The sequence below is a fragment of the Desulfonauticus autotrophicus genome (assembly GCF_055381725.1).
This window is the reverse complement of sequence record NZ_AP042395.1, coordinates 1,149,615-1,176,158: the sequence shown is the minus strand read 5'-3', so window position 1 is coordinate 1,176,158 and position 26,544 is coordinate 1,149,615. Positions and strand designations below refer to the sequence as shown.

Sequence of the window (26,544 nt, the reverse complement as noted above, 5' to 3'; positions counted from 1 at the left end):
CTCATGAGTCAAACACCTCAGTTACCGCCAAACCGACGCTTCTTCCCCGCCTCCGGTAGATAACCCCCAGGATTGGTTTTTCTCGCCACACGGCGCAGATGTAGCGCCCACACGGGCAAAGAAACGCGAGGTCATCGGTGGAAGGACGAAACGAGCGCTCACAACCAGACACGGCGGCAACTGCTGCCGCCAGCGAATCGGACACCACGCCTCATGTCGATGGTTTGGTGGTTGTTCCGCTGGCCGCGGCTGCGGCACTGGACCCCTCCGTTTTCAGCCGGGTAAACGCCTCTGAGGCCATCCCGGCGTCGTGGGAAGAGCGCGCCCGCAAGGCGTGGGAGTACTACGTCGAAGAACCCCTGGTGAAGAACTGCGTCAACTCCTGGCGCACCTTCGCCGTAGGCGACGAGATCAAGATCACCAGCGACGACGAGGACGTGAAGTGGGAGGCGATAGCGCTCGCCGACAGGCTCGGTGTCTCCGCCTTCGTCAAGGACATGGTTCTCCAACTCCTGGTCAAAGGCGATGCCGTCGGTTTCAAACGCTACACCAAGGACGGCAAGGACCTGGAGGAAGTGGTCTGCGTCAATCCGGTTTCCGTCAAGGTCAAATACGCCCAGGGAGAACTGGTGGAGGCGCGCCAATATCCGGATGACAACCCAGGTGCGGACGATGGTTTGGACCTGCCGGTCGACCAGGTGCTCCACCTCAAGTGGGACGCGCCTTCCTTTTCCCCACGGGGCAACTCGCTGGTCCTGCCCGCTTTCCAGTCCATCGAACTGCTCCGGGACTACCGCCGCGCCGAGCAGGCCATCGCCAAGCGCTGGGCCACCCCGTTCCGTCTGCTCAAGGTGGGCGGGGCCTTCGGCCAGAAGATGGTCATGCCCGACCAGAAGATGCTCGAGCAGGTCCGCGACATGGTCAACAAGATGGACCTCAAGAGCGGCCTGGTCGTGCCCTTCTACGTCACGGTGGAGACCCACGGAACCGAGGGCCAGGTCCTCAACGTCGAGGACAAGGTCAAGGAGGTGAAAGAGGACATCGTCGTCGCCCTGGGGCTCTCGCGTTCCCTGGTCACCGGTGACGGGCCGAACTTCGCCACCGCCTCGGTGAGCCTGCAGAAAATGCTGGTGATGATCCGGGAGATCAAGCAGGCCGCCCGCGACATCCTCGCCTGGGTCTTTGACGACTGGCTGGAGCTCAAGGGCTACAAGGACAAAACCCTCCAGTTTCTTTTCAACGATCTCGACCTCTCGGACGCGGTGGACTTCAAGCGCCTGCTCATCGAGCTGTACGACCGCAAGCTCATCAGCCGCTCCAGCCTTCAACTAAAGATGGACCTCGACCCCGACATCGAGGCGGCCAACCGGGAGAACGAAGGCAAGTCGGTGGACCTGCTCGACGAAAAGCAAGTCAAGCCCATCGTGGACATGGTCATGGCCGGCATCATGAGCGTGGAGACCGCCCAGGAGATGCTGGGACTCGACCCTGCCAAGAACACACCAGGGGGGAAATCCGAGGCATCCTGGGGAGGACCTTTCGCCCGAGCGGTGCATGCGGATGCCGTGTGCGACGATTGCTCGCACTTCGAAGAAGAAAGCAACCTGTGCCGCGTTCAACGGAGCGAGACCACTTTTGACACCCCGGCTTGCCGATTTTTCGATTCCGGCGTGGCATCCACCAGGATAGCGCCCCGTCGGGATGATGACCCATCCTCGGTAGCGGCTTGTCGGGAGTGCGGCTCATGATAGGAGCGCTGGCGGCCGGCAAATCACAGACTCAGGCCGAGGCCATTCGTGACGCTACAGCCAAGGCTGTTCAAGCACGTAATCTCTATACCGAGCAGATGGTCGCCGAACTGGCTCTCATGCTTGCCGATGCCGAGGGCGAAGTTCGCCGCGCCATTCTTCGATACAAGAGTCTCGGCTCACTCCCCGACAACAAGCTGGCTGCTCTCGAAGGCCTTAAGAAACTGCAAGGTGACATCCGGGAAACCATGACCCGGCTTCACCGGGACCAGACGCTGCTTTTCCGAAAGGCGGCGAAGGCGTCCTTCCGCCAGGGCATCTACCGCGGCATCAAGGAGTTCGCCGCGGCGCAGATGCCTTTTTACCGGGACCTCGGTCCGGATGGCATCGACAAGCTCACCACCCGCGTGTTCACCATTGTCGACACTGACGCTCTCGACTTCATGACCAACTACAACCTGGTGTTGGCCGGCGACGTCCACCGGGAACTGGTCGACGGCATCAAGCGCACCGTCATGAGCGGTATCGCCACCGGTAAAGGAGTCGAGGACATCGTCCGCGATCTCGGACATGTCGTAAAAGATCGCGAGTCCTTCCGGCATGCCGGCTCCAAGGTGTTCAGCAAGGCCCAGTACCGCATGGAGGTCATCGCCCGGACCGAGGTGCTGCGCGCCCACAACCAGGGACGGATCAAATTCCACCGGCAGGTCGGAGTCCAAAAGCTCGAATGGATGACCATGGAGGACGAGCGGGTCTGCCCGATCTGCGGCCCGCTGGACGGCAAGGTCTTCGACACGGGTCGTTTCCCTCAGCAGCCCGCCCATCCCAACTGCCGCTGCACCAGCGTTGTGGCCTGGCCCTTGGGTGTTTGCGGCGGAGAGCTGGGGGCTAAGGCGGCGGCCGAACCCGCGGCGTGCATCCTTCCGCCCCAGGCCATCGAAGAGCAGGCAAAGGCGAAAGCCGCGGAAGACGCCAAGCTCAAGGCAGCCTTCGAGAGCGGCCAGATAGCCGACCTGAACACCCTCACCGTGAAGCAGCTCCAGACGATGGCCAAGCAGAACGGCGTTTCCATCGCCCGCACCAAGGCGGACTTCATCAAGCTGCTGGACCAGGCCGAGCCGGGGTTCGACCATACGAACCTCACCGGGGCCGCACTGAAGGCAAAGCTGAAAGAACACAAGATCGGCCTGCTGCGGACCAAGGAGGAGTTGATCAAGCTCCTGGCTGAAAAACAGACGGCGCTGAAACAAGCCCAGCAACTGGCGGAGCAATTGAAAAAGGTCCCGGCGGACGGGCTTCAGGACCTGACGGTGGTCGAACTTAAGGAGATGGCCAAGGCCAAGGGCATCTCCCTTAACATGACCAAGCAGGACGTGATCGATCTGCTGGACGAACTGGAGCCGGGCGTGGACCACTCGAATCTCTCGGGCAAGGCGCTTATCGCGGCCAAGAAAAAACACCACATCGGCCCCCTCAAGAACAAGCAGCAGCTCATCGAGGCACTGCAGAAGGCCGCCGGCGAGGAACTGGCCGAGAAAGCCAAACAGGAAGCGGTCGAAGCCGCCAAGAAAGAAGCGCTCAAGAAGGCGAAAGAGTCCCTCGAGCAGGCCGCGGCAAAGGTGGCCGTGCCCGAGTCGCCCGCAGGATACGCCGATTTCCTGTTTGCCGTCAAGGAAGCGGAATCGGCGCTCGCCGGAGGTTCCGGACTGCCCCAGGAGTTACTGGAAGCCCACGCCAAGGAGATCGCCCTCAAGAAAAAGCTCTTCCACGACCAGGTCGCGGCCATGAAGGTCGGCGACCTCAAGACCCTGGCCAAGGAGACCAAGCTCAAGCACTGGCAGTGGGCGAACAAGGACGAGCTGGTCACCATCTTCACCGAGACCGATCCGGGCAAGCTGGAGGCGGCCAAGGCCGGCATCGAGAAGAAGCACGCGGCGTGGCTGGAGAAACACGGCGGCAAGAAGAAAAAAGCGAAGCCAAAGCCGGTGAAGCAACCTTCGCCTGCGGAATCTCCCTCGGCTCCGGAACCCGTCTTTTCCAAGAAAGGCGCGGAATTCGCGTCGGCCGATAACGAATGGAAACAAAAAGGCAAGGAGGAGCAGTTCACTTACGCGGGCAAAGCGCAGGTGGGCGGTGCGCACGCCAAGGAATTCTGGACCGACAAAAACGGTGATCGATGGCTTTTCAAGCCGATCGAGCGAGGCGGCGATGAGTTCATCTCCTATGGCGAGGAGGCGGCTTACAAGATCGGACGGCTCATCGATCCGGAGGCCATCGAGGTCCGTACTATCCGCTTGAACGGACGCTTGGGTTCCATCCAGAAATGGCGGACTGATCTCAAAAGCCGGCTCGACTTCGCCGGGGTGGACCCGACCGACCTTACCACACTCGAGATCGAGCAGATCCAGCGGGAACACGTGATCGACTGGCTGATCTCGAACCACGACGGCCACGCGAAGCAGTTCCTGCGGGCCAAGAACGAAAAAGTCTACGGCATCGACAAGGGGCAGCTCTTCAAGCATCTGGGGGAGGACCGCCTCTCCATCGATTATCACCCCAACGCCCGGTACGGCGAGCAGGAACCCTTCTACAACACCATTTTCCGGGCCGTAAAAGCGGGCAAGGTAGAGGTCGACCCATCGGTGACCCTGCGCTACATCCGCGAGGTCGAGAAGATCCCCGACGAGGATTACCTGGCTATCCTGCGCCCCTATGTGGAAGGTCGTTTCGGCCGCAATGAAGCCCGAAAAAAAGCCTTCTATGATATGGCTCTGGCGCGGAAGCGCAACCTGCGACGGGATTTCGAGGCGTTCTATGCGGACGTCTTGGGGAAAAAGAACTTTCGTTTCGATGATGTTCTGGAGGCCCTGCCAAAGGGAAAACTGGGGCCGGCCGAAGAAGTGCTCCTGGAAGAGATACGCTCGCTCGGATGGCAAGGCAAGGTGCTGCCCTTTGACGAGGGTGACATCGAGGACCAGAACGCGTTGATTTTCGTGGAAACCATCAAAGGCCGAAAGCGGACGGTGGTGAAGATGAAGGTCCGTCCCGAGGCGGAGGAAAAACTGCTCGCGGTTCTGCGCAAGGCCGGTGTAGACACGGCGGCGGCGCGGGTCGGTGAGCAGCTTCCGGATGATATTTTCGCAAACGATATCCTGGCCGCTATAAAGACCATCAACTACCACGCCCAGGACTACAAGTACAACCAGGCGACCCTCAAAAAGGCAGCGGACCACCTGAAAGCTCTCAAGCGGTTAAGCGGATCGGACGATCCCGACGTGCGGGAGATGGCGCAGACCTATATCGCCTGGATCGAAAAGGTCCAGCAGGCAGCCAGCGGGAAAACCTCCATCGACGAGCGTTTCGAGACCTACCTGAAAAAGCGCGCCACCCGCAAGAGGAAGCCGAAGGATGTCCCGTTCACCGTGCGGCGGACGAAGGTGCTCCAGCCCAAACGGGAGCTCAGGAACGGCGAGCTCGTTGTCGTGGATGGAGCAGCGGACAATTCGGCCCTGTTCCGTGGACGTACGATGAAGGGCGGTGAGCAGTACGAAATCGACTTCGGAGACGGAGTGCGCGCCGTGTACCGCCCCTGGTCGGAGAAGAACCTGTATGCCCAGCGGGGCGAGTTCGAGCTGATACTCCCGGACCGTCCCGATGCCAAGAGCCTTGAGCGTGCCCTGGACAACATGGAATCCCTCGGCCTCAAGGCCGGGGCGGCCACACCGCAGGACGCGGAGTTGCTCTATCTCCACAAACAGGCCTATCTGACCAAGGTGGACCGGGACCCGGAATACAAACGGCTGGTCGCTGAGCTGGACCGCCGCGCAGCGGGTAAGGATGAGCGCATCCAGGAGATGCGCGGATTCTGGGAGCGGCGGCTCGGCGTGAAGGACCTGACCCGGATGCCGGGGTACGACCCCATGGGCGAGTACCAACTGGCCTTCAAAGCCCCCGGCAAAAAGGCCGGCTACAGGCACCAGTACCGTTTCGATATCTCGGACGAAGACCTGGAAAAACAGATGAAAGGTTACGGACTCTATCACCGGCTCACCAACGGTGAAGACCTGCCGTCCTTCATCGAAACTGTGCTGGAGAACAACGGCGCTATGGTAAGCACCGTGGAAAAACTGCGCGCCGGTATCCCGGTGGGCGGCATGTCTCCGGCGGCGGACATGGACACCGGCGGAGCGACCTATGTTTTTACCCGCATCCGGAAACTCCCCACGGCCGGGGGATCACGGGACACAGGGCTCTATTTCAAGAAGCGGCTCCTGCGGCGCATGGACGCCATCAGCTACGACCACGACGCCTTCGGGCGGGTGCGTGACGACTACGTCTCCCACCATCGCGGGAGTACGCCGTCGGAATGGAAGAAGTTCGCAAGGCGGAGCAGCAACGAAACGATCTTCAAGTATTCGGTCACCCTGCTCGACAACATCGACGTGATCGTCGTGGGGAGCGAGCGGGAGAAGCGGCGGCTGCTGGAGGTGTTCCATAAGCGCAAGATCTCCAAACTGCCAGATGGCCGAAAGGTCGAAGACATTATCCTGGTGAGGTGACCATGAAAGAGTTTATCGATAAGGAAAAGGCCAGGCTGCAGGCGCTCTTCGAGCCGTTCAACGAGGGCGGCTCGTGGATGACGCTGATCGAGTCCGGCCGGGAGCCGGTCCGCATGGGTCTCGTCGACAGCTATAAGGTGACTCGTGTGGCACCGCACTTCGACGCCCAGGGCGAGCTCAAGCGGGTGGACTTCTGGCTCCTCTTCAAGGCGGTCGGCTACGACGAAGGCTTCCAGCACGCACACACCGTCAAGGTTGTCCGCTGGTCCAAGGAGGACACCTATCTCATCGACCTCACGGACGACCGGGGCCGGCGTTTCCATGTGGAGCTCGTGTTCCCCGACCAGGAGCCGGACCTGGCTTCAGACTGGAGAAGTTGGCGGCGGTACAAGTCGGAGAACCGGGACCGGTTCGAGCGGATCGACGCGGATCTCCTGGCCGAGCACGTGAGGATCGCGGAGGAATGGGAATGAAGCTGCGCTACATGGTCGAGTACGCCCTGCGCAACCGCATCCGGGAGCCCCGCTACGAGCCCGTCGGCGTCTGGGTCCAGGGTCCGGGCCCTGGCCTGGATCTCGTGATCGAGTTCCTGCCCGGGAACACCGAGGCCCGCGAGGAAGCCGAGTGGATCGTCAACCGCCTGGTGGAAAACGATATCAGGACCCTGCCCGAAGATTTCCTGGCCTACCATCAGGCCACCCTCTCGCCATACCGCGGCATGCGCGGACCTGTGACAGAGACTGAAGAGTATCTTTCCCCAGAAGCGTGCGCTCGAACTATCCTCGAACGAATCTCTTCAGGCAAAACCTTCTGACAGACCTCCCGACACTTTTGGCCAGCCTCCGGTAGGTATCCAGCGACAGGGCTCTCCTTACATCCGGTTTACGGGTGGAGGGCTGAAAAATTGTCGCGACATGACCGGAGAATCGAATGGATCTGTTTGCCACCGACCGTGACCGGCTGGCGTTCCTGCTGGAAACCGACGCTGCTCTGGACCTGGACTTCGAGGACCTCGAAGCCCGGGCCGGGGAGCTTGTCACCGAGGAGCTGCCGCCGGACAAGCGGCCGAAATACATTACCAATTACATCGGATCGAAGCAGAAGCTGGTCGATTGGATCTGGAAACACACCCCGGAAGATGTGGGATCGATTATCGATGCCTTCTCGGGTTCCGCGGTGGTGGCCTACATGTACAAGACCAAGGGCCTGCGGGTCCTGGCCAACGACCGGCTGCGCTACTGCTACCACGCCGCCCGGGCCATCATCGAGAACCGCAACGTCCGCCTTACCGACGACGACCTGGATATGCTGCTCGCCGACAATCCCAAGGCCGGGACCTTCGTTCGGGACAACTTCAAGGGCATCTTCTTCGCCAAGGGCGTCCACGGGCTGATCGACACCATCCGCGCCAACATCGACAAGCTCAAAGGATACAAGAAAGACATCGCCCTCTTCGCCCTGGGCAAGACCTGCATGTCCGGCAAGGGCGGTTTCGGACACTTCTCCTCGTCCACCCGATACGGCAAACGCGAGGACACCCCGGAGGAGTTCAAGGATCGGTTCCGCAAGAACGTGGCCCGTATCAATGCGCTGGTCTTCGACAACGGCAAGGAGTGTAAGGCCTACAGGAAGGACGTGAACAGTCTGCTGCCTGAAGTGCGTGTGGACCTGGCCTACTTTGATCCTCCTTACGCCACCGAGTTTTCAACCACGAACTACGAGAAGGCCTACCACTTCGTGGAAGGTCTGATGACCTACTGGGACGGGTTGACCCTGGTCGGCGGTTCCAAGACAAAGCATTATGAAACAGACCATCGGACCGTCACCCGCGCCAACGCCAAGGAGTTCTTCGAGACCTTTCTCGGCAACGCGCGCCACATCCCTCACTGGCTGATTTCGTACCGGGATCACGCACATCCCAACGAGCGGGAGATGCGGGGGATCATAACGGCTCACGGCTATGAGCCGGCGATGCGTTCCCGCGATCACCACTATGCCATCACCTCGCGCCATGGAGACGCTTCCCACGCCAAGGAGCGGCTTTTCATCTGCAAACACGGGAAAGGCCAATCCGCCAAAGCGGATGCCGCCGCCTCCGCCGAAGCCATGAGATCACAGGCGATCTGGGAGGAAACCGAGAACGAGATCCGCTACCGCGTCCGGGACCCGAAGCAATTCGAACCGGATAGTTTCCGGCGCAAGACGCTCGAGGGCATCGACGGGGTCTCCATTATCATCGGCAGGCTCAAAAAGGAGTTCGTCCAGGAAGGCGACAATCCCCGTTCCATGGTGCTTCAGGCCTACCGGTTCGCCCGCAAGACGGAGCGCAACCCGGATGGTTGGACGATTGAAAAAGCCAAGGAATGGATCAAGGAACACGAAGCCTCCACGTCGACCGAGGCCGCTCTGCGTGTGGACGAGAACCTTCGCGCCCTGGCCGACGCGCCCCTCGGCGAGGCCGTGGACCTCCTCACCTGCCAGGCCGGCAAGGAGGACGCGGTGCGCGTTACCGGGTTCATGGGCAGCAAGTACCTGATGCTCGGCTGGATTGAAAGCCAGGTACCCAAGGGCGCAGAGAGCTTCCTCGACGCCTTTTCCGGCGGAGCGAACGTGGCCTATCACTTCAAGCGCAAAGGGATGAAGGTCATCGCCAACGACCTGCTGCGGTTCCCGTACCATCTGGCCAGGGCGGTGATCGAGAACTCCAGCGAGAAGTTGACCGACGAGGATGTGGAGAAGATTCTCGCGCCGAATCCGGACGCCGGCACCTTCATCGTCGATCAATTCTACGGCTATTACTACACCAAGCCGGTGCTCCGCTGGCTCGACCAGGTGTGGGCCAATATCCAGAAGCTTCACGGATACAAGAAAGACCTGGCTCTCGCCGCCCTCGGGAGCACGGTCAAGGCCAAGAGCGCCTTCGGGCAGTTTTCACGCTCGAAGATGCACCGCAAGGCCGGCCTGGAATCGGAGGCGAGCCTGGAGCAGTCGCAGCTCTCCAATCCGCCGCTATCGAAATTCATCGAGTCATTCAAGCGCTCCGTTCGCCAGCTCAACAATCTCGTGTTCGACAACGGCAAGGAATGCAAGGCCTTCAACCTGGACGCGACCGAGGCGGTCCGCCGTTACGGAGCGGATGTCCTGTATCTCGATCCGCCCTACGTGACTGAGTTCGGGTCGAACGACTACGAAGATTCCCTGCACTTCGTCGAAGGCCTCATGACCCGGTGGGCGGATAAGAAGATTCATTCCAACCCGCGCCGGAATTTTCCGTCCCGTACCAGGTACACCAAGGAATCCATCAGGACCCTGATGGAGACTTTAGCCGCCGACGCCCGCGGCAGGTATGGAACGGTCCTCCTGTCGTACCGCGACCGGGCTTTTCCGAGAGAGGATGAGATCCGGGAGATTTTCGGCGAACACTACGGTCTGGTGCGCGTCCGCGGGATGGAAGTGGATTACAACATCGCCAAGGACATCGGCCGGGAAGGGAAACACGCCCGGGAGTTGTTGTTCGTCTCTTCCAAACCACGCAGCGCGCCCCGTTCGTCCGGTTCGTTCTCTGCCGCGGCCTGCCACACCTCCTTTCCGGTGGAACTGGGCAGCTCCTGCCACGAAAGCCTTCGCGCCGAGGGCCTGGATCTCGCCAAGGACGCCGGGGACCCGCAGTTTACGTTCATCCTCTGCAGGGCCGGCACGAACAAGAACGGCGACCACTTCACGCCGGAAGAGCTGGCGGCCCGGTATATGACAGCGGTCAACAAGAAGATCGACCTGAAACATTCTCAGGATTTCACGGACATCGTGGGCGGCATCGTGGCCGCGGACTTTATCGAGGACGACAGCGGCGGGCGAATCGAGTGCGCCGGTGAGCTCTATGTCTCGGACAGCCCGCACGCGCAACTGGCCTACAAGCTGATCAGGAAGGGAATCATCAGCCAGGTCTCGATGGAATGTGACTACGAAGAGGGCGAGTGCTCCATCTGCGGCAAGCGGGTGCAGTCGAAAAACGACTATTGCATTCACCTGCGCAAGTACAAAGGCGGCGCGTTCCAGGGAAAGCCCGTCTTTGAAATCCTGCACGGCGTGACGTTCACCGGCCTCGGACTTCTTGATCGCAAGGGCGCTGACGAAAACGCACGCATCACTCAGGTCGCCTCTGAGCGGGGCGAGGTTTCCGAAACTCTTAACGAAGGAGGTCCGACGATGGACGAGAAACAGAAAGCGAAAGACGAGGCGGCCCTCGCCGCCAAGAAGACCGAAGAGGGCGGTGGAAACGCCGCTGACGACAAGGCTCGAATCAAGGAGCTGGAGAAAGAGAACAAGGAGCTCAAGCAACAGGTGCTCGCCCTGCAAAAGCAGGTTGAAGAGATGGAAGCGGAGCGAAAGGCCGCGGCCAATCGCGCAAGGGCTCAAAAGCTCCTGAGTAAAGTGGAAAAGCACGGCATCGCCTTCGAAAACGACGAGGAGCGCGAGAAGGAGCTGACCCGCCTGGCAGGACTTTCCGACGAGGCCTTCACCGCGACCGAGGACGCCTTTGACCGGATGATCAAGGCGGACGCTGAGAAAGCCAGGAAGGGCGAGACCAAGCCTGAAAACACCGCCGAGAAAAAGCAGGCGAAAGCGGATGAGACGAAAGACGATCCGCCGATGCGAAGCGACGCCGGCGTGCGTCCCAGGGACGTGGACGACCGGAAGAAGAGTCTCGAGGACAGGCTCAAGAACGGCTTCATGGCCGCTTATCGCCAGCGCGTGGGCCTGGCGACCGGCGAAACGGTTCAAACCAATTAAGCGAGGAGGATAGACCATGCCTTACATCAACCCGAACCATCGAGGCCTCGCGTACGGCGACGGCTACATGCAGGGGGACGGCCAGCTCGGTCAGGTGGTGAATATCGTCGGTGACGATCTGTTCGCCGTGAACACCGACCCGACGATCAAGTCCTTCGGCATTCTGATCAAAGACTACAAGAACGGAGAGATGCCCGGCATTTACTGCATGGGCGGCGTGTACGAGACCGACGTCTTCGAGGGGACCATCAACCCGGGCGACGACCTGAAGGTCTCGGGGGGCGGCAAGCTCACGGCGGGTGTGCAGGCCGGCGAAGAGGTTATCGCGCGGGCCATCTCCGTCTCCGGCGGAACGCTGAAGTTCCGACTGCTTATCTGATTACAGGAGGAACCGACATGGAGAACACTCACGTGAACGTACACAGCCAGGAATACATGGAGACCATGGCCCGCCTCATGTCCGAGGCGCTGGAGTCTCCGGAGGGGATGCGCGCTCTGGCCGCAGCCATTGCCGCGCCCATCGAACAGGAGATCAAACGCAAGGAGATTTCGTCACTCCTGCTCACGCGCCATACCCTACCCAAAGGAGAACGGCCGCTGTATCAGAAGAAGCCGAAGGTCAAGGCGTACTGGATCAGCAACGAAGGCGAGGCCCAGGAACAGGAACTCGGCAAGGACGAGGTGGAATTTCCCACCCATCGTATCCACTCGGCACCCATGGTCGATGTTTCCGTCCTTAAAAACGGCAACATCGGTACGCTGATGGACATCCAGACCTCGGCGGCCGACGAGATCCGCAAGGAGATCGACAAGCGGACCATCACGGTTATTTCGACCGCGGTTCCGGCGGCCAACACGGTGGAGGTCACCGGCACCACCCTGACTGAGGAGGCGCTCAACGAGGCGATCTCCATCATCGAGGACCTGGAGTTGTCGGTGAAGTACATCGTCATGCGGGGCCGGCGTTTCAACGATCTTCGCAGTTGGAACCTCGATCCACAGACCAAGGCCGAACTGCGCGCCAAGGGCGTGATCAAGAACTACGGAACCGGCGGCATCCTGCTTACCGCCGCCCAGGCGCTGGACGAAGTCCTGCTGATCCCTGACGAAGAGGTCGGCAAGATGCCCGTGCGCGAGAACCTCAAGACCGAGGCCATCGAGCAGAAAACCCGCTTCAAGACCGGTTGGCTGGTTTGGTCCGAACTGGGCCAGGGTATCACGCGCCCGGACATCCTGGCGAAGATCAAGATTCTCGGCTGATGGAGGTGGTTGATTATGTTCAAAATAAAGAACGTCCGCCCGGGAATCCTGATCGTGGCGGACGCGGGACTACGATTTGAGCCGGGGCATGTCCTGGAAGTCGAGACATTAACGCCTCACCTGGAGCGGGCGATATCCGCCGGCCTGCTCGCCCGGGCGGAAAAAGCGGAAGCCCCGCCCGCAGACACGAATATCACAACCGGGGAAGAAGCAGCCGGCGAGACGGACGTTGACCTGTCCAAGCTCCCGGCGGCGGAGGCCATTTCAAAGGTTGGGGCCGAAAACGACACCTCCAGACTTAAAGCCCATCTTGCCAACGAGAAGCGGCGCACTGTGATCGACGCTTTGAAGAAGCGGCTGGCGGAGGTGGAAGGTGGCGATAGCTGATCTCGTCGCAACGCTTCGCACCGATCTGGCCGATCCGGAGAGCGCCCTTTTTTCAGACGAGGTGCTTCAGCGGTGCATCCATAAGGGTGTCTACCGCCTGGCACGCGATCTGGAGATTTCACTCTCCGTGGTGAATGGTGAGGTCGTGCCGGAACCTGAAGGCGACACGCGCGAGCTGCTCCTGGTGCTCGGGCAGATACACGCCTGCCAGGTCATGCGCGCCACCACGGCGAACGCTTTTTCATTTTCGAGCGGTGACAAACGGGTCGACAAGACCAAGCAGCCCGAGCATTGGGCGAAGCTCGAGGAGGACCTCAAAGCCCTGTACAAACACCATTTGAGCGAAGTGAAACCGGGAGCCGCGTCAAGCCCCGAGGACTACATCATCTCGCCTTCGGGCCTGAAGCCGGTCATCTACGAGCAGGGAGGCGATCTGTGAGTTTGCTGACCGACACTGAGAAGATCCAGGCCGCGGAAGATGTGCGGGACTTGATTCTGGCCTCCGGACAGGAGGCCGTCCTTCTGCGAAGCCAGCCAGGCGAGCGGCTTTACGGTTCTGATGACGCGACCTATACGGAGGCGGGGTCGTTCCCTCTGGAGTTCGTGGAAACCCCTCCGGAAGACCTGAACAACAAAATCGACGCCGTTGCCTGCGTTCTTCCGGACGTGGATATCCGTCCCGAGGACCACCTGCGGGCGGACAACGGGGAGTTCCGCGTCCAGACCGTCGAGGAGGAACGGCTCTTCGGCGTGGTGACCCACAAGGTATTGAAGCTGGTGCGTCTCCATGGGAGTTAAGCGATTCGGAGACTGGGACAAGGCCCGGGCGAAGCTGGCCGGTAATCCCGGTGCCCGGCTGGCATTGGCGCTCCGGCAGGCGACTGTCAAAAACGCCATTCTCCTTGTTCGCGAGATTAAACGCGGCATCCGCAGCCAGGCTCCCGGCGGCAAACCGTTCGTGAAGCTGGCCGAGAGCACCATCCGGCGCAAGGGTTCCAGCAAGGCCCTGATCGACACCGGATTTCTCATCAACGCCATCACCCAAAAGATCATGGCCGACAAGGCCTTCGTCGGCTTGCTGCGCGGCACAACCAACAAAGACGGCGAGGACATAGTCAACATTGGTGCCGTCATGGAATATGGTGCCACGGTTAAGCATCCGAACGGCGCCACCATCATCATTCCACCGCGTCCGTTCTTGCATCCTGTGATGGAAAAATATCGGGATCAGATTGCTGAGAATTTCATTAAGGCGATTAGGCGCGAAGGATTTTAACTGCCTCAGGTAAACAGCGTGCCTTTTAGATCTTAATCAATTTTATTCCGAAATGCTTTTTTCTTTTCAATCCATTTAGTCCTTATTCTTGAGGCCCATTTGGCACTAACATCAGTTACGTGGGGCCATAACTCTTGGACAAATTTTCGTTGATGGTTTCTAAACTCTCTTTCCGCTGGTTGGAGAATTTTTGCACTTTCGACGACGACATGTGCCGACCTTTTTTTATCAGTTGAAACAGGCCGTAAAGCTAAGCTGCGACACCAAAAAGTAGTTCGATTCCATTTTGGAAGAGATTGCAAGGTGTGTATGAATTCCCTTTTGCTTTTTTCAGGAGCGTCACATAGTTTCGGACCTATAAATAGGATATCAGACTCGATCAAAACAGGACCTTCGATAATTTGGCTTATTCCGGAATAAGACTTCCATTTGATATCACCTTTGATGGAGATGGATATCTGATATTTCCCCAACTTGAAGGTTTCAGCCTTTCCATCGACGATAGCGTCGAAACCGGGTCCAGTACGCAAGCGAGTCAATCGCTGTAATCTTTCTTCGCTGAGGTGACCTCCGGTAGCTGTATCCATTATAGCGGAAGAAAAACAATAGTACCGGGTTCCATTCCACAATGGGAGATTTTTCAGATAATCTAGAAATTCAGATTTCATAAACCCATTTTCTTCATCGTGTCGGTCTCCCATCAACAATACATTTCCATAAATATAACACGGTCCACTAATCTGAACTGCAAAACCGGTATGGGAAGTCCACCAAAGGCGGCCATCCGCCATCTTGGATATCTGATACTCGTTTAATCGGTACCTATTTTGAGGAATCATCTGCATGATCCTTGTAGAACCTCTTTATCGGTAAATCGGGCAGCCTTTCCGATTGAGATGAAACCCGCAACGTCAGCCCTTCGATGCTCTTAATCACCGGCTCGTCTCCCGGAATCAGCGGTGATGGACTGCTCGCATTCCACAGTTCGGCGCCAACTTTTACCTTGCCGCTGGTTCCGCTCCACTGCTGAACCGTACATATTTTCCCAATCATGCCCTCAGGACCGCAAGCTGAATTCCGCTTGCGATATCGAATCATCCAGAACAACGGTACGATGAGATGCTCGAAGATTTCATAAATGACAATGCAGATGAGTACTGTAATCAGGCCATATTTCATAGGAGCCTCGGCCTATGAGCCGTTTAAAGAGTTATTCTGATTTTAGTCCTGAAAGATACCGCCGCTATTATTCAGGAATGGATACGCTATCATCGTCATATACGCCGCTTTCCGCAGTTCGATGGCAAGCGATACAGTTCGACAATGAACCCACAGACTTTCTTTGGACCATCTGCGGCGTGATTTCATGATGCTCCTTGCGAATACAAGGAATGTCTGTGATTCGCAGCGGTGTCATGCCTCCCAGACAGCGCATTATTTTGCCAGATAGTTTGGCAGATGATTTATCAGCGGCATTCGAGGCCAGATACTCACTGATCTCAAGCCTTGCGCCCTCATCGAGGTCCACCGTTTCTCCGAAATGATCATCGGTGCCCTCAAGGATTTTTTTCCACGATGCGGCCGGCAATAACTCCGGCTGATAGGCAAAATGGCAGGCCCCGCATTGGTCGGCATAGGTGGAATTGCTGACCTGCTTCAGGTTCCCGTCACCAGAATGATTGTTGTCATGGTGTTTGCGTTCGCGCTGTTGATGCTTTCTGCCATCATCGTCGGCGCCTATGGTCGGTGTAAATACAACCAAAACCATTAACAACGATACCCATCCGATGGCTCTAATGCGAGAAAGATTCATGGTTTGCCTCCTTTCCGGTCGATACCGGTTATGCAAAGGGATACCTGATTTCTCCCTATTGAAGGTCAAGGTTAATCGACGATCAGATGTCCGACCGTCAACACCAGAAACATGGCAAGAAATATCACCGGTTGCGTATGGATCTGATAAGCATACTTGCGAAAAGCTTTGGGACACAACTTGAATTTTATGAGAAAGCCCAATGCGATCACGGTCACCATCATTATCAGCCCAAGTTCAGGCAGGGCCGACGATTTGCAGCGCGAGGACAACCAATGCCATAGGGCAATGCCAAGACTCGCCGGACTGAGATAGAAATGCAGCCACATGAGGGCGTTTTTCTGCGTCCGATTCAATTTCTTTAGTGCATTCTTTAACTCGGTTGGTAACGGCGCAAATCGATTCGTCCCTTTTATCAAAAGGCTCAATGCCACGGGTAGGTTGGCCACAAGCAGAAGCCATGCTGCCATCTGGCCGGCGGTTTCATTGCCCTCGTTGTCGGATTCCAAAAATGGGATGCTGTGCTGGTCTTCCCGCTCAAAATGCCTTCTAAATCCATGTTCATCATCGGCCATGCCGGTGGTAGCAAACAAGGACCCGAATCCTGCGATACAGATAGCTATTAAGGATAACAGGATGATTTTATGCATGTACATTTTTCCCCCAAGTTCAATTAACAGTCAGGCGCCGATTACGAGATTCGGCTAAATCATCGTTGATGGCCCCATGCAGCGAGCGCATAACGCCGTCCCCGAGCCAATCAAACGGAGATGCGTCCATCTGCACCAAATCTCCCCTCCGACGGCTCCGCTCCCGGCATCTGCGCCCCTTCGGACTTCGGTGGCGATGCGCACACGCCACGCCCTGTTCCTTGAGTATCCTGCCGATACTTTTGGCGCTGAGCTCAAGCCCGTACCTGGAAGCGAAAAGTTCTTCCATATGCTGACAGCTCGCCCCTTCAAAGTCACTTTTCGCCTTCTCGGCAACGAACTTACGGATTTCCTGGGCAATTCTCCGATTCGACGCTTTGCCCCGTCCTTTGTGGACAAGGCCCACGGCTCCCTCCTCACGATACCGATTTTTCAGTCGAATCACCTGCCGGCAGCGGGGTCCGAGGACTTCTCCCGCCTCCCGAACCGTGAACGCTCCGGCCACTGCCTGCTTGATCACAAACGCTCGCCGCGCTTCCTCTGCCTTCATGAGTACGTCACCCCGTGTCTTCATGGGATGACATTTCTATTGTCCCAGACAGGGGTGACAATATCATTGTCCGGTAACAAAAAACTCATTTTATGTCAACTCGCATTAGATTGGAGATTATGCCTACTCGACAAAAACGCCTTAATCCCCGAAAACAACCGGTTCAACATCGTTCCAAGGCAACGGTGGATGCGATTCTTGCTGCAGCTGCTCAGGTTTTCGAAGCTCACGGCTATGCGGCCGGCACCACCAACCGGATTGCGATAAAAGCCGGGGTCTCCATCGGAACCTTGTATCAATATTTTTCAAGCAAGGAGGCGATCGCCGTGGCCCTGCTCGAGCAGCACATCGCCGATACCGGCCATCGTCTGCACGAGTGGGTCGGCCACATGGTGGTGGAGCAGCACAGTCTCAGTGAGGCCCTGAACGATTATGTAACCGATATGTTGGAGATGCATTCCCGACAACCGCGGCTGCAGCACATATTGCTTGAAGAAACGCCAATTCCTGAGCGCGTCCACCAGGCTTTGCTCGAATCCGAACGGCAAGCGGCCAAAACGGTGGCCGGCCTTCTGCGCCTGTATCCCGAGGTTCGACAAAGCGGTTTGGAGCATACTTGTTTCGTTGTTGTGCAGAGCGTCGAAAGCCTGACCCATCGGTTCGCAGCTCACCCGGACGATGAATTCATCCCCCGGGCCACTTTCGTAAATGAAGTGGTCACGATGTTGCTGGCGTATTTAACGTGTGAGGCACGTCATGAATGATCCGCGGGAGGCAAAATGAGATTAGAAACGACGCAAGACGCCAATCGAGCACTTTTGAGTCCGTTCTATTCGTAGAGGAAGGAGTCTCATGTTCGGCACCCTATTGACCGCCGGGTTCACCTTGATGCTCGCATATGTCTTGTGGCGCGCAGGATCGGTGCCTTTTTCAAGAATTATTTTTCACGCCGCTGGATTGTGGGGCTTGGCACCCTTGTCTGGCTCGTTTTTTCTTCGGCCGATTCTTTGGTCATCAGAATGCGGGCGCCTTGGCCGGCGCTATCGAGGTTGCCGGCATGACCATTCTGGGAGTGGTGTTCCTCATTGCTACAGCTGTATTCATTGTGGACCTTTTCACTCTCTTCGGATTCCTGCTGCCAAAGCGGCGGCCGCCCCTGTTTGGTCTGGCGCTGGTCGCTGGTGCGGCAATGGCCAGCATTGCCCTGGTTCAAGGACTTCGAGAGCCCGCAGTGGTTTCATACGAAGTAACCCTTCCAAGCCTGCCGGTCGAGTTGGACCGTACAGTTTTGGTGGCCCTCTCCGATACGCATCTTGGCGCTATTCTTGACAGCCGATGGATGAATGATCGGATCGTGCAAATTCAGGCTTTGCGACCTGACCTTTTAGTTTTTACAGGGGATATTTTCGAAGGGCATGGCGCTATGCCAGATCCTATCCCGGCCTTGAATCATTTGAGCGTTCCACTTGGGAAATGGTACGTCGACGGCAATCACGAATCACATCATAGTAGTGAACCCGGCCTCAAGGTGTTGGAAGAGGCGGGTTTCCGTCGTCTTGAAAACCAATGGGCTGAACTTGCACCGGGTCTTATCCTGTCCGGCGTGAACGACTTGACCAATCAACGACGTCGAAATATCGATGGCGATCCGCTGGCAGCAGCGCTTGCCAACCGCCCGAAGGGAGCTACGATTCTGCTGTCACATACGCCCTGGCAAACCGATCGTGCCGCTCAAGCCGGGGTGGAACTGATGCTGTCTGGCCACACGCATGGCGGACAAATTTGGCCTTTCGGTTATCTCGTTCAAAGAGTATATCCTTTTCTTGCAGGACGATATGACATTAATGGAATGGAACTGCTGGTCAGCAGGGGTACTGGAACATGGGGGCCGCGCATGCGGCTGTGGCACAGGAGTGAAATAATCAAAGTTACACTACGTGCGCCTCTAAAAAATCCAGTCAAACGTCAATAATCCACAGCTTTTAGACGAACCTCTGTTCATTGATTATCCTACCTTAGCCCGACACATCCAAATCACCTCCGGTAAGTAATACGCCAGAATGACCGGAGGCGATAATTGAGCACCATTCAAACAGTCACAGAAACCCTGATCCGTCTGGTCAAGCAGGTCATCCACCCGGACACCGTGCTGGTGTTCGCTGATGATTTGTTCGAGGTACACAACACCCCCAGCGTCATCCTGCAAGGACCGAAGCTGACCGAGGACCGGTTACGTCGCAGCCAGGCACGGCTGTTCGAGAAAGATACGGCCGATCTCAGCTTCGAGGAGTGCCGTTTTCCAAGGCTCTACCACCTGGATTTCGACCTGGTGGTGACCGTGGACCGTGAGGCAGAACTGCTTCAATTCCATGAGGCTGTATCCCGCTTTATTCAGTTCAACACAGTGATCCCTATTGCTGACAAGGGTGAGCTGAATCTTACAGAATTGGTGCCTTTGGGCGGGCTTGCCCGGGTGAACCTGTCCAATCTGCGACAAAGCTCAGGTCGGCTGCGCATCGAATCCTGCCCGGTGTACGACGGCGACCTGCGCGACGGTCGGCTGATCCGGGACCGGACCTTCCAGTTTCACGGCGACGTGACAGAGCAACGAACCATTCAACCGTAAAGGAGAACAACCGTGATCGAGATCAGAAACCTGCAGTTCCAACCCCTGACGTTCAACCTCTCCGGCCAGGGAACCATCCACCTCGGACCGCGAGAGCACAAGAGCATCGCCCGCAAGGACCTCTCCGCCGAGATCAAGACCGCCGGAAAACGCGGCCTGGTGCGCATCACCGACCTGACCGGCGGCGCGGAACCGGAGCCGGAAAAGCCCACGGCGACCGATGACGCCGCAGCCGATGAGGCCAAGACCACCAGCAAGCGGAGGAAATAACCATGCCGACCTATCTATCCCCCGGGATTTACACCCGGGAAACGGACTTCAGTTTCTATGTGAAGCAGATCTCGACATCAATGGCCGCCATGGTCGGAGTGGCCGAGAAAGGCCCGATCAACAAGCCCGTGCTGGTGACGAGCTGGGAGCAGTTCATCAACCGTTTCGGCTCCTATATCAACGAGAGCTATCTGGCCTACGCCGCCCGGGCGTTTTTCGACAACGGCGGCTCGGTCCTCTACGTCACCCGCATCGCCCATCTCACCGACTCCACCGACCGGGACACCCTGACGGCGCTCAAATCTTCCATCGTGCTGCAGAACCGGGAGGCGACGCCCGCCGACGCCCTGCGGATCGAGGCCGTGAACGAAGGCGTCTGGGGGGACCGGCTCTCCGTCTCCATTGAGGACGGCTCCCTCGACCCGGCCAACCATTTCAACCTGGTGGTCCGGCATAAAGGCGATGTGGTCGAGGTGTTCAAGGATCTGAGCATGAACGAGACGCTGCCGAACCATGTGGAGCTGGCGATCAACGACCGCTCGGATTTCATCCTGGTCCAGGATCTGGCCGCAGCAATGGGAACGCCCGGCGACCGTCCGGCATTGGGCGTGTTCACGCTCAGCGGCGGTGACAATGGTCTGACCGATCTGGCCGATGCGGACTTCATCGGCGATCCCTCGCAGCATACCGGCCTCTATGGCTTTGACGAGATCGACGCCCTGAACCTGCTGATGGTCCCCGGCGTCACCACAGTGCCGGTGATCAACGCGGGCATCGCCTATGCCGAAAGCCGCAAGGACCTGCTGTTCATCGCCGACACGCCCATGCACCTGGAGCCGCTCGAGGCAGTTGATTTCCGCAAGGGTCAAGGCATGTACAACCATGCGGCGTTCAACTCGTCCTACGCGGCCCTCTACTACCCATGGATCGAGATCAACGATCCGGTGAGCGGCAAACGAAAGCTGGTGCCGCCGTCAGGCGCAGTGGCCAGCTGTTACGCTCGCAGCGACCAGAAGACCTATGTCTGGTACGCCCCGGCGGGCATCGACCGCGGCCGCATCTTCAACGCCCTGTCGCTCGGTTACAAGGCCAGCCGCGGGGAGCGCGACGTGCTCTACCCGGAGGGCGTCAACGTGATCGCCTCGTTCCCGGACAGCGGCATCAATATCTGGGGCCAGAAGACCCTGCAGAGCCAGCCGTCGGCGCTGGACCGCGTCAATGTGCGGCGGCTGATGATGTACATCGAAGAAGCCATCGCCGAGTCTTCCCGCTTCGTGGTCTTCGAACCCAACAACCCGCAGACCTGGCGGGCCCTGATCCGGCTGATCAATCCCTTTCTGCAGGACATTAAGGACAAAGGTGGCTTCTACGATTTCGCTGTGCAGTGCGACGAGGAGACCAATACTCCCGCGGTCATCGACCGCAATGAACTGGTGGCCCGCATCTTCGTCAAGCCCACGAAGACGGCGGAATTCATAGAACTCAATTTCGTGCTCACCGCCACCGGGGCCGACTTCAAAGAAATCTTCAAGACAGCGTAAGGAGGTAGGCCATGCGTAGCGGAAACATGCCAAAAAGTCTGTATCAGAACTGGCAGTTCGCCATTGAGGTAAACGGCTTCGACGTGGCGCTCTTCAAGAAGGGCCAGGAACCGAAAACGGAGTTCGAAGAGGTGGCCTTCGCCCCTGCCGGCTCGATGTTCGACCAGAAGGTCGCAGGCCGGGTGAAGTTCGAGGACATCACCCTGGAGAAAGGCATCCTTCAGGATGGCTCGGATGAAGCGGCCAGGGAATGGGTCAAGAAGCAGGTGGACGTCAACACCGTGGTCGGCGGCCTGCCCAACGATTACATGCGCGACATCGACATCGTTCGTTACGACCGCGCCGGGAACGAAACTCGGCGCTGGACCCTGCACGGGGCGTGGATCAAGGTCCTGGAGTACGACGAACTCGAGGGGGCGAACACGGACAACACCATCGAGAAACTCACCATCAGCTATCAGTACTGGACCTGATCCGAGGAGGTAAGCCATGCACATTTTTGAATTGCCGAGTGGCGTAGAAGTCGAGCTCAGGGAAATGACCGGGACCGAGGAAGAGCTGCTCACCAATCAGAGGCTCATCCGTACCGGCGACGCAGTGAATCAGGTACTCAAGAACTGCATCGTCCGGCTGGGTGAGAACGAGGAACCTTCTATCAAAGACGTGCTCGATCTTCTGTCCGGAGACCGGCTCTTCATCCTGGTCAAGCTTCGCCAGATTTCTCTCGGCGATGAAGTGGAGTTGGAACTCGTCTGTCCCAATACAGCCTGCCGCGCCGCGAACGTGGTGACCGTCAACATGGAAGATCTGGAGATTACGCCCTATGGCGAGGACCGGGAATTCTCCTTTGTCCTGCCCGGATCGAAGCGCAAGGTGCGTTTCGAATACCTGGACGGACACAAGGAAAAACGGCTGGCCGCGCTCAAGGAACCGTCCATCTCTTCGGCCATGCTGATTCGTCTCATCGACATCGACGGGTCGGCCCCGAGCAAGAAGTTGATGAACGAAATGTCCCTGCGCGACCGCAGCGCCCTGCGACAGGAGATGCTGAGGGTCGACGGGGGCGTCGACACCACCGTGGAGACCGAGTGTAAGGTTTGCGGCACCCGTATCCGCACGCGTCTGGAGGCCGAGCCGGGTTTTTTGTTCCCCGGAGTTCGCTTGTAAGGGACGCATTCTTCCTCGCCTACGGCGGGCTCCACTGGAGTTATTCGGAAACACGGGCGCTGCCGCTTCGGGTTCGCCGCGAGTTCGTGGAGTTCCTTTCGCGGCAGCTTGCTTTTGAACGTGAGGAACTGGAGCGGATACGCACATGAACGGAGATCTTGGACTCGGCGTCATCGTTTCGATGAAGGACGCGTTCTCGCAGAACGCGACCCGAGTGAGCGCGTCCATGCAGTCGCTGGACGCCACGGTCGCCGCATCCAGCGAGCGCATGACCCGGAACCTCGACCGCATCCAGAAAGGCACCATGATGATCGGCGCGGGTCTGGCTCTCATGGCCGTGCCGGTCGGCCTCGTGGCATCCACCGCCGCCACCCAGAAAGCGCTGGGCGAGCTGTCCTCCCTCGGTGTCAAGGATTTGCAGGCCATTGAGAATGCCGCGGAATCCTTTACCAACACATGGGCCGGTTCCAATAAGGCCGAGTTTATCACCGCCGCCTACGACGTCCGCTCCGCCCTCTCAGGGTTGACCGACGAGGCGGTCGGCGCGTTCACCGCCATGGCCGCGCTCACCGGCAAAGCCACCAAGGCGACCACCGAAGAGATGGTCGGCACCTTCACCACGGCCTACGGCATCTTCAAGCCCATCATGCAGGATATGTCAGATGCGGAATGGGCGCGGAGCTTCGCCGGGGCCATGGCCCAGACCGTGGCATCCTTCAAGACCAACGGCCGCCAGATGGCGGACGCCATCAAGAACATCGGCGCGGTGGCCGCCTCCTCCAACGTTCCTTTGCAGGAGCAGCTCGCCATCCTCGGACAGCTGCAGACGACAATGCCGGGGTCCGAGGCCGGAACCCTCTACAAGGCGTTCATCATGAAGGCCGCCGAGGCGGGCGAAAAGCTCGGGTTATCGTTCGTGGATTCCACGGGTCGGCTGAAAGGGATCATCCCCATCCTCCAAGAGATCAAGGGGCGGTTCCCCGACCTGTCCCAGGCTGCGGCCCAGGTGGAGATCAAGAAGGCCTTCGGCTCCGACGAGGCCGTCAAGTTCCTGTTGCAGATGTCACAGGGCATGGCGTCTTTGGAAGGCAATATCCGATCCGTGGAGCAGGCCATGAAAACCGGCACCGCTGTCACTGAAGAGATGGCGCAGGCCATGAACATGGACATCGGCAGCCAGTTCCAACTCCTGCGGCAGCAGATCGGCAACCTTTTCGAGATCATCGGTCGAACCCTCCTGCCGGTGGTGACCCCCGTGATCCAAGGGATCTCCAAGGCGATCCTGTTTTTCCAGAAGCTCGCCCGCTCCATGCCGGGGCTGACCAGGGTCCTTCTCACCCTGTCCATGGCCTTGGGCGCGGTGCTCGCCGTTGTCGGCGGTGTGATTGCCGCGGCGGGAACCATCGGCCTGATGCTCCCCGCCATCAAGGCGGGGCTCGCTGCAATGAGCGCGGCCGTAGCCGGTGTGGGTTCGGCCTTCGCCACCTATTTCCTGCCAGTGGTGGCCATCATCGGCGGCGTGGTGCTGGCCGTCTACCTGCTCAAACGGGCCTGGGAGACCAACTTCGGCGGTATCCGCGACACGATCCTGGGGGCGTGGGAGAAGGTGAAACTCGTTTTTCAGGGCATCCGGGAATTGATCTCGTCCTTGAGCGGAGGCACGGGCCGGATGTCCGCGGAGCTGGCGCAGAAGCTCGAGCAGGCGGGTCTCATGGGACTGGTGGTCACGGTGTTCCGCGTCTATTACCGGGTAAGGCAATTCCTGACCGGTTTGTGGCAGGCCTTCTCCAGCGCTTTCGGAAAGATCAGGGCGATCCTCGAACCGGCGGTCCGGGCGCTCATGCAGGCTTACAGCGCCCTTTACAAGGCGGTTTTTTCGGTGCTGGAAATCTTCGGTCTGGCGGCCAAATCCGCCGACGCTTCTTCCTATCGAAGCCTGGGAGAGACCCTCGGCACGGTGCTTGGCGTCATCGCCAAGGTGGGTGCATATCTCCTGAAGTTCGTGATCTACAACCTGGTGGCGCTTATCAAGGTCGTCGCCTGGGTGGTGCGCGCCGTTGTCTGGCTGGGCAAGGTGATCGTCACCGCCTTCATCGAGGCGGGAAAGTTCATCTACAAGTTTTTCCTGCCGATCCGGCTCCTGGTCCAGGCGCTCCGCATGGTGGGCCGGGTCGTCTACACGGTCTGGCAGGTGCTGACCGGCGACATTTCCGTGCTCGACGGCTTGAAGTCCATCGGCAGCGCCGTGTTCGATTTCCTGGCCACCCCGTTCCAGTGGGCCCGGGACGTGATCGTCGGTGTCTGGGATTTCATCAAGGGGATTTTCTCGGCCATCGGACGTTTTTTCAATTCCGTGGCGACCGCCGTTGTTGGAGCCTTCATGGACCTGCCGCTCGTGCGGACCCTGGCGGACGTATTCGGTGCGGTCCGGAGCTTTCTCTCGGGTGACACCACTTTCTTCGAGGCTGGCAAGCGCATCCTGATTGCCCTCGGAAAAGGCATCTGGTCAGCGGTGACCTATCCCTTCGAGTTGCTCAAGAAAGCCCTCGGCTGGCTCAGGAAACTGCTGCCGTTTTCCGACGCGGAAACAGGGCCGCTTTCCAGCCTGACCGCTTCGGGTGCCGCGATCCTGAAAACGCTCGCCAAGGGCATGGCGGGCTTACTGTCGTTACCCGGCAAGGTCCTCGGGATGGCGCTCAAGGGCATGCTCGCCGCCGCCCGCTGGGTATGGCAGGGTCTCAAGTTGCTCGGTGCCGGCATCCTTTCCGCGGTGACCTGGCCGTTTCGGAAGGGCGCCCTGCTTGCGGCGTCCGCTTGGCGCGGTCTCACGGGCGTGGTCGCTTCCGCCTGGAACGGAATCAAGGCTCTTGGAACCGCCGCCTTGGATGCCGTGACAGCTCCGTTCCAGTGGATCTCCGACACGGCCCGGAACGCCTGGGACGGCATCCGCGCCACAGCGACCGGATTGTGGAGCGGGCTCGGCAACCTTGCGCAGTCGGCGTGGTCCGTCGTGAGCGCGCCGTTTACCTGGATCGCCGATGCGGCTTCGAGTGCGTGGACCCATATCACCAATGCCGCATCCGCGGCCTGGGACGGCCTCAGGTCCATGGCGCAAAGCGCCTGGGAGTGGATCAAAGCCCCCTTCGAAGGACTCGCTTCGGTTGCATCTTCCGCGTGGGAAAAGGTGAAGAACGCCGCCTCCGGCGCGTGGGAATCCGTTACATCCACTGTCTCCAACCTGGCGGGGTCCGCTTTTGAAAGTGGCAAGGCGATTCTCACCACGGTGGGCGAAGGGATCAAATCGGCGGTAACCGCGCCGTACCGGGCCGCCAAGTCGGCCCTGTCATTCGTTCGCAACCTGTTGCCGTTTTCTGACGCAAAGGAAGGTCCGTTGGCCAACCTCACCCGCAGCGGTTCGGCTCTCCTGGAAACGCTTGCCGGAGGAATCGCGAGAGCCGCGACAATACCCGCCCGGGCAATCGCGGGTGCCTTCGGTTTCATGAACGATATGGCGGGACAGGTCGCCGCACCGGCCATGCTGGCAGGGACCCTGGCGCTCACGCCGGTCGTCGCGGGCGAGGTCCCTTGGGCGGGAACGCCCCCTCTCTTAGGAACTGAACCGGCGGCCATTGAAACACGCACGGCGGCCGCGCCTCCCGAACAATCGCGTCTTCTCGGTGAGACCAGGGGCGTCCTTGCTCCCGGAAACACCGGTTTCGCGCAACCAGTGACGGAAGAAAACCTGCTGCCCGTGTTCGAGGCCATCCTTGCCAAACTTGACGCGCTTGCTGAGCGGCCCATCGATGTATCGGTCACCACCCTGCTTGATGGGCGACAGGTCGCGCAGTCGGTCTACCGCGATCTGCGCGAGCGCAAGATTAAGAATTACGAGACGCTGTGAGGAAT

The 26,544-nt window shown here is 58.9% G+C and carries 23 protein-coding genes; 19 read left to right on the top strand and 4 right to left on the bottom strand.

Annotated features, from left to right (window positions below):
* The first annotated feature begins 137 nt into the window (after nt 1-137).
* The 11 genes from ACZ42F_RS06695 to ACZ42F_RS06645 all read left to right on the top strand — a co-directional run bounded on the left by ACZ42F_RS06695 (nt 138) and on the right by ACZ42F_RS06645 (nt 14,021).
* On the top strand, nt 138-1,748 hold the full coding sequence (locus ACZ42F_RS06695) for a phage portal protein family protein (RefSeq protein WP_464278391.1): 1,611 nt from the start codon (nt 138-140) through the stop codon (nt 1,746-1,748).
* Nucleotides 1,745-6,307 carry a phage head morphogenesis protein gene (locus ACZ42F_RS06690; protein ID WP_464278390.1) on the top strand — a complete coding sequence of 1,521 codons (4,563 nt, stop codon included), beginning with the start codon at nt 1,745-1,747 and terminating at the stop codon, nt 6,305-6,307. The genes ACZ42F_RS06695 and ACZ42F_RS06690 overlap by 4 nt, the downstream gene beginning before the upstream one ends.
* 2 nt (nt 6,308-6,309) lie before the next feature.
* Entirely contained in the window at nt 6,310-6,780 is a 471-nt protein-coding gene (locus ACZ42F_RS06685) for a hypothetical protein (protein WP_464278389.1), read from the top strand.
* Complete coding sequence (locus ACZ42F_RS06680) at nt 6,777-7,121, top strand: hypothetical protein (RefSeq protein ID WP_464278388.1); 345 nt, start codon at nt 6,777-6,779, stop codon at nt 7,119-7,121. Before ACZ42F_RS06685 ends, ACZ42F_RS06680 begins: the two co-directional genes overlap by 4 nt.
* 116 nt (nt 7,122-7,237) lie before the next feature.
* Complete coding sequence (locus tag ACZ42F_RS06675) at nt 7,238-11,098, top strand: DNA adenine methylase (RefSeq protein WP_464278387.1); 3,861 nt, start codon at nt 7,238-7,240, stop codon at nt 11,096-11,098.
* Nucleotides 11,099-11,114: 16 nt separating this feature from the next.
* Nucleotides 11,115-11,477, top strand: coding sequence for a hypothetical protein (locus ACZ42F_RS06670; protein WP_464278386.1), 363 nt, complete (start codon nt 11,115-11,117; stop codon nt 11,475-11,477).
* A gap of 17 nt (nt 11,478-11,494) precedes the next feature.
* Nucleotides 11,495-12,358: an HK97-fold major capsid protein gene (locus ACZ42F_RS06665; RefSeq protein ID WP_464278385.1), complete on the top strand. Its 864-nt coding sequence runs from the start codon at nt 11,495-11,497 to the stop codon at nt 12,356-12,358.
* Between the two features lie 15 nt (nt 12,359-12,373).
* Nucleotides 12,374-12,745, top strand: a complete 372-nt coding sequence (locus tag ACZ42F_RS06660; protein ID WP_464278384.1) for a hypothetical protein — start codon at nt 12,374-12,376, stop codon at nt 12,743-12,745.
* Nucleotides 12,732-13,184, top strand: a complete 453-nt coding sequence (locus ACZ42F_RS06655; RefSeq protein ID WP_464278383.1) for a hypothetical protein — start codon at nt 12,732-12,734, stop codon at nt 13,182-13,184. The genes ACZ42F_RS06660 and ACZ42F_RS06655 overlap by 14 nt, the downstream gene beginning before the upstream one ends.
* On the top strand, nt 13,181-13,543 hold the full coding sequence (locus ACZ42F_RS06650; protein ID WP_464278382.1) for a hypothetical protein: 363 nt from the start codon (nt 13,181-13,183) through the stop codon (nt 13,541-13,543). Before ACZ42F_RS06655 ends, ACZ42F_RS06650 begins: the two co-directional genes overlap by 4 nt.
* A complete protein-coding gene (locus tag ACZ42F_RS06645) occupies nt 13,533-14,021 on the top strand; it encodes a phage virion morphogenesis protein (RefSeq protein ID WP_464278381.1) in 489 nt (162 codons plus the stop codon). The genes ACZ42F_RS06650 and ACZ42F_RS06645 overlap by 11 nt, the downstream gene beginning before the upstream one ends.
* 32 nt (nt 14,022-14,053) lie before the next feature.
* On the opposite strand, the gene ACZ42F_RS06640 is transcribed toward ACZ42F_RS06645, so the two are convergent.
* The 4 genes from ACZ42F_RS06640 to ACZ42F_RS06625 all read right to left on the bottom strand — a co-directional run bounded on the left by ACZ42F_RS06640 (nt 14,054) and on the right by ACZ42F_RS06625 (nt 16,427).
* The gene (locus ACZ42F_RS06640) at nt 14,054-14,866 is read right to left on the bottom strand and encodes a hypothetical protein (RefSeq protein WP_464278380.1); all 813 of its coding nucleotides are present in this window, start codon (nt 14,864-14,866) and stop codon (nt 14,054-14,056) included.
* On the bottom strand, nt 14,844-15,200 hold the full coding sequence (locus tag ACZ42F_RS06635) for an NfeD family protein (protein ID WP_046541570.1): 357 nt from the start codon (nt 15,198-15,200) through the stop codon (nt 14,844-14,846). Before ACZ42F_RS06635 ends, ACZ42F_RS06640 begins: the two co-directional genes overlap by 23 nt.
* Nucleotides 15,201-15,267: 67 nt before the next feature.
* Complete coding sequence (locus tag ACZ42F_RS06630; RefSeq protein ID WP_464278379.1) at nt 15,268-15,834, bottom strand: diheme cytochrome c; 567 nt, start codon at nt 15,832-15,834, stop codon at nt 15,268-15,270.
* Between the two features lie 71 nt (nt 15,835-15,905).
* A complete protein-coding gene (locus tag ACZ42F_RS06625; RefSeq protein ID WP_464278378.1) occupies nt 15,906-16,427 on the bottom strand; it encodes a hypothetical protein in 522 nt (173 codons plus the stop codon).
* A gap of 726 nt (nt 16,428-17,153) precedes the next feature.
* Here ACZ42F_RS06625 and ACZ42F_RS06620 point away from each other — a divergent pair.
* From ACZ42F_RS06620 to ACZ42F_RS06585, 8 genes are all read left to right on the top strand, one after another.
* A complete protein-coding gene (locus tag ACZ42F_RS06620; RefSeq protein ID WP_464278377.1) occupies nt 17,154-17,798 on the top strand; it encodes a TetR/AcrR family transcriptional regulator in 645 nt (214 codons plus the stop codon).
* Between the two features lie 134 nt (nt 17,799-17,932).
* The gene (locus tag ACZ42F_RS06615) at nt 17,933-19,006 is read left to right on the top strand and encodes a metallophosphoesterase (protein ID WP_464278376.1); all 1,074 of its coding nucleotides are present in this window, start codon (nt 17,933-17,935) and stop codon (nt 19,004-19,006) included.
* Between the two features lie 105 nt (nt 19,007-19,111).
* Nucleotides 19,112-19,660 (top strand): hypothetical protein, encoded by a 549-nt coding sequence (locus ACZ42F_RS06610; protein WP_464278375.1) that lies wholly within the window; start codon nt 19,112-19,114, stop codon nt 19,658-19,660.
* A gap of 12 nt (nt 19,661-19,672) precedes the next feature.
* The gene (locus ACZ42F_RS06605; protein ID WP_464278374.1) at nt 19,673-19,930 is read left to right on the top strand and encodes a hypothetical protein; all 258 of its coding nucleotides are present in this window, start codon (nt 19,673-19,675) and stop codon (nt 19,928-19,930) included.
* Nucleotides 19,931-19,932: 2 nt separating this feature from the next.
* Nucleotides 19,933-21,471, top strand: coding sequence for a phage tail sheath C-terminal domain-containing protein (locus ACZ42F_RS06600; RefSeq protein ID WP_464278373.1), 1,539 nt, complete (start codon nt 19,933-19,935; stop codon nt 21,469-21,471).
* Nucleotides 21,472-21,482: 11 nt separating this feature from the next.
* Nucleotides 21,483-21,944 carry a phage tail protein gene (locus ACZ42F_RS06595; protein ID WP_464278372.1) on the top strand — a complete coding sequence of 154 codons (462 nt, stop codon included), beginning with the start codon at nt 21,483-21,485 and terminating at the stop codon, nt 21,942-21,944.
* Between the two features lie 16 nt (nt 21,945-21,960).
* Entirely contained in the window at nt 21,961-22,638 is a 678-nt protein-coding gene (locus ACZ42F_RS06590) for a T4 family baseplate hub assembly chaperone (RefSeq protein ID WP_464278371.1), read from the top strand.
* Between the two features lie 145 nt (nt 22,639-22,783).
* A complete protein-coding gene (locus ACZ42F_RS06585) occupies nt 22,784-26,539 on the top strand; it encodes a phage tail tape measure protein (RefSeq protein ID WP_464278370.1) in 3,756 nt (1,251 codons plus the stop codon).
* Nucleotides 26,540-26,544: the final 5 nt, after the last annotated feature.

What these genes read in the sequence shown, in the direction of transcription:
- ACZ42F_RS06630 (WP_464278379.1), bottom strand. Translation starts at nt 15,834, where the DNA reads ATGAATCTTTCTCGCATTAGAGCCATCGGATGGGTATCGTTGTTAATG.
- ACZ42F_RS06685 (WP_464278389.1), top strand. Translation starts at nt 6,310, where the DNA reads ATGAAAGAGTTTATCGATAAGGAAAAGGCCAGGCTGCAGGCGCTCTTC.
- ACZ42F_RS06645 (WP_464278381.1), top strand. Translation starts at nt 13,533, where the DNA reads ATGGGAGTTAAGCGATTCGGAGACTGGGACAAGGCCCGGGCGAAGCTG.
- ACZ42F_RS06635 (WP_046541570.1), bottom strand. Translation starts at nt 15,200, where the DNA reads ATGAAATATGGCCTGATTACAGTACTCATCTGCATTGTCATTTATGAA.
- ACZ42F_RS06585 (WP_464278370.1), top strand. Translation starts at nt 22,784, where the DNA reads ATGAACGGAGATCTTGGACTCGGCGTCATCGTTTCGATGAAGGACGCG.
- ACZ42F_RS06640 (WP_464278380.1), bottom strand. Translation starts at nt 14,866, where the DNA reads ATGCAGATGATTCCTCAAAATAGGTACCGATTAAACGAGTATCAGATA.
- ACZ42F_RS06680 (WP_464278388.1), top strand. Translation starts at nt 6,777, where the DNA reads ATGAAGCTGCGCTACATGGTCGAGTACGCCCTGCGCAACCGCATCCGG.
- ACZ42F_RS06615 (WP_464278376.1), top strand. Translation starts at nt 17,933, where the DNA reads ATGTCTTGTGGCGCGCAGGATCGGTGCCTTTTTCAAGAATTATTTTTC.
- ACZ42F_RS06670 (WP_464278386.1), top strand. Translation starts at nt 11,115, where the DNA reads ATGCCTTACATCAACCCGAACCATCGAGGCCTCGCGTACGGCGACGGC.
- ACZ42F_RS06675 (WP_464278387.1), top strand. Translation starts at nt 7,238, where the DNA reads ATGGATCTGTTTGCCACCGACCGTGACCGGCTGGCGTTCCTGCTGGAA.
- ACZ42F_RS06620 (WP_464278377.1), top strand. Translation starts at nt 17,154, where the DNA reads ATGCCTACTCGACAAAAACGCCTTAATCCCCGAAAACAACCGGTTCAA.
- ACZ42F_RS06590 (WP_464278371.1), top strand. Translation starts at nt 21,961, where the DNA reads ATGCACATTTTTGAATTGCCGAGTGGCGTAGAAGTCGAGCTCAGGGAA.
- ACZ42F_RS06660 (WP_464278384.1), top strand. Translation starts at nt 12,374, where the DNA reads ATGTTCAAAATAAAGAACGTCCGCCCGGGAATCCTGATCGTGGCGGAC.
- ACZ42F_RS06595 (WP_464278372.1), top strand. Translation starts at nt 21,483, where the DNA reads ATGCGTAGCGGAAACATGCCAAAAAGTCTGTATCAGAACTGGCAGTTC.
- ACZ42F_RS06690 (WP_464278390.1), top strand. Translation starts at nt 1,745, where the DNA reads ATGATAGGAGCGCTGGCGGCCGGCAAATCACAGACTCAGGCCGAGGCC.
- ACZ42F_RS06665 (WP_464278385.1), top strand. Translation starts at nt 11,495, where the DNA reads ATGGAGAACACTCACGTGAACGTACACAGCCAGGAATACATGGAGACC.
- ACZ42F_RS06600 (WP_464278373.1), top strand. Translation starts at nt 19,933, where the DNA reads ATGCCGACCTATCTATCCCCCGGGATTTACACCCGGGAAACGGACTTC.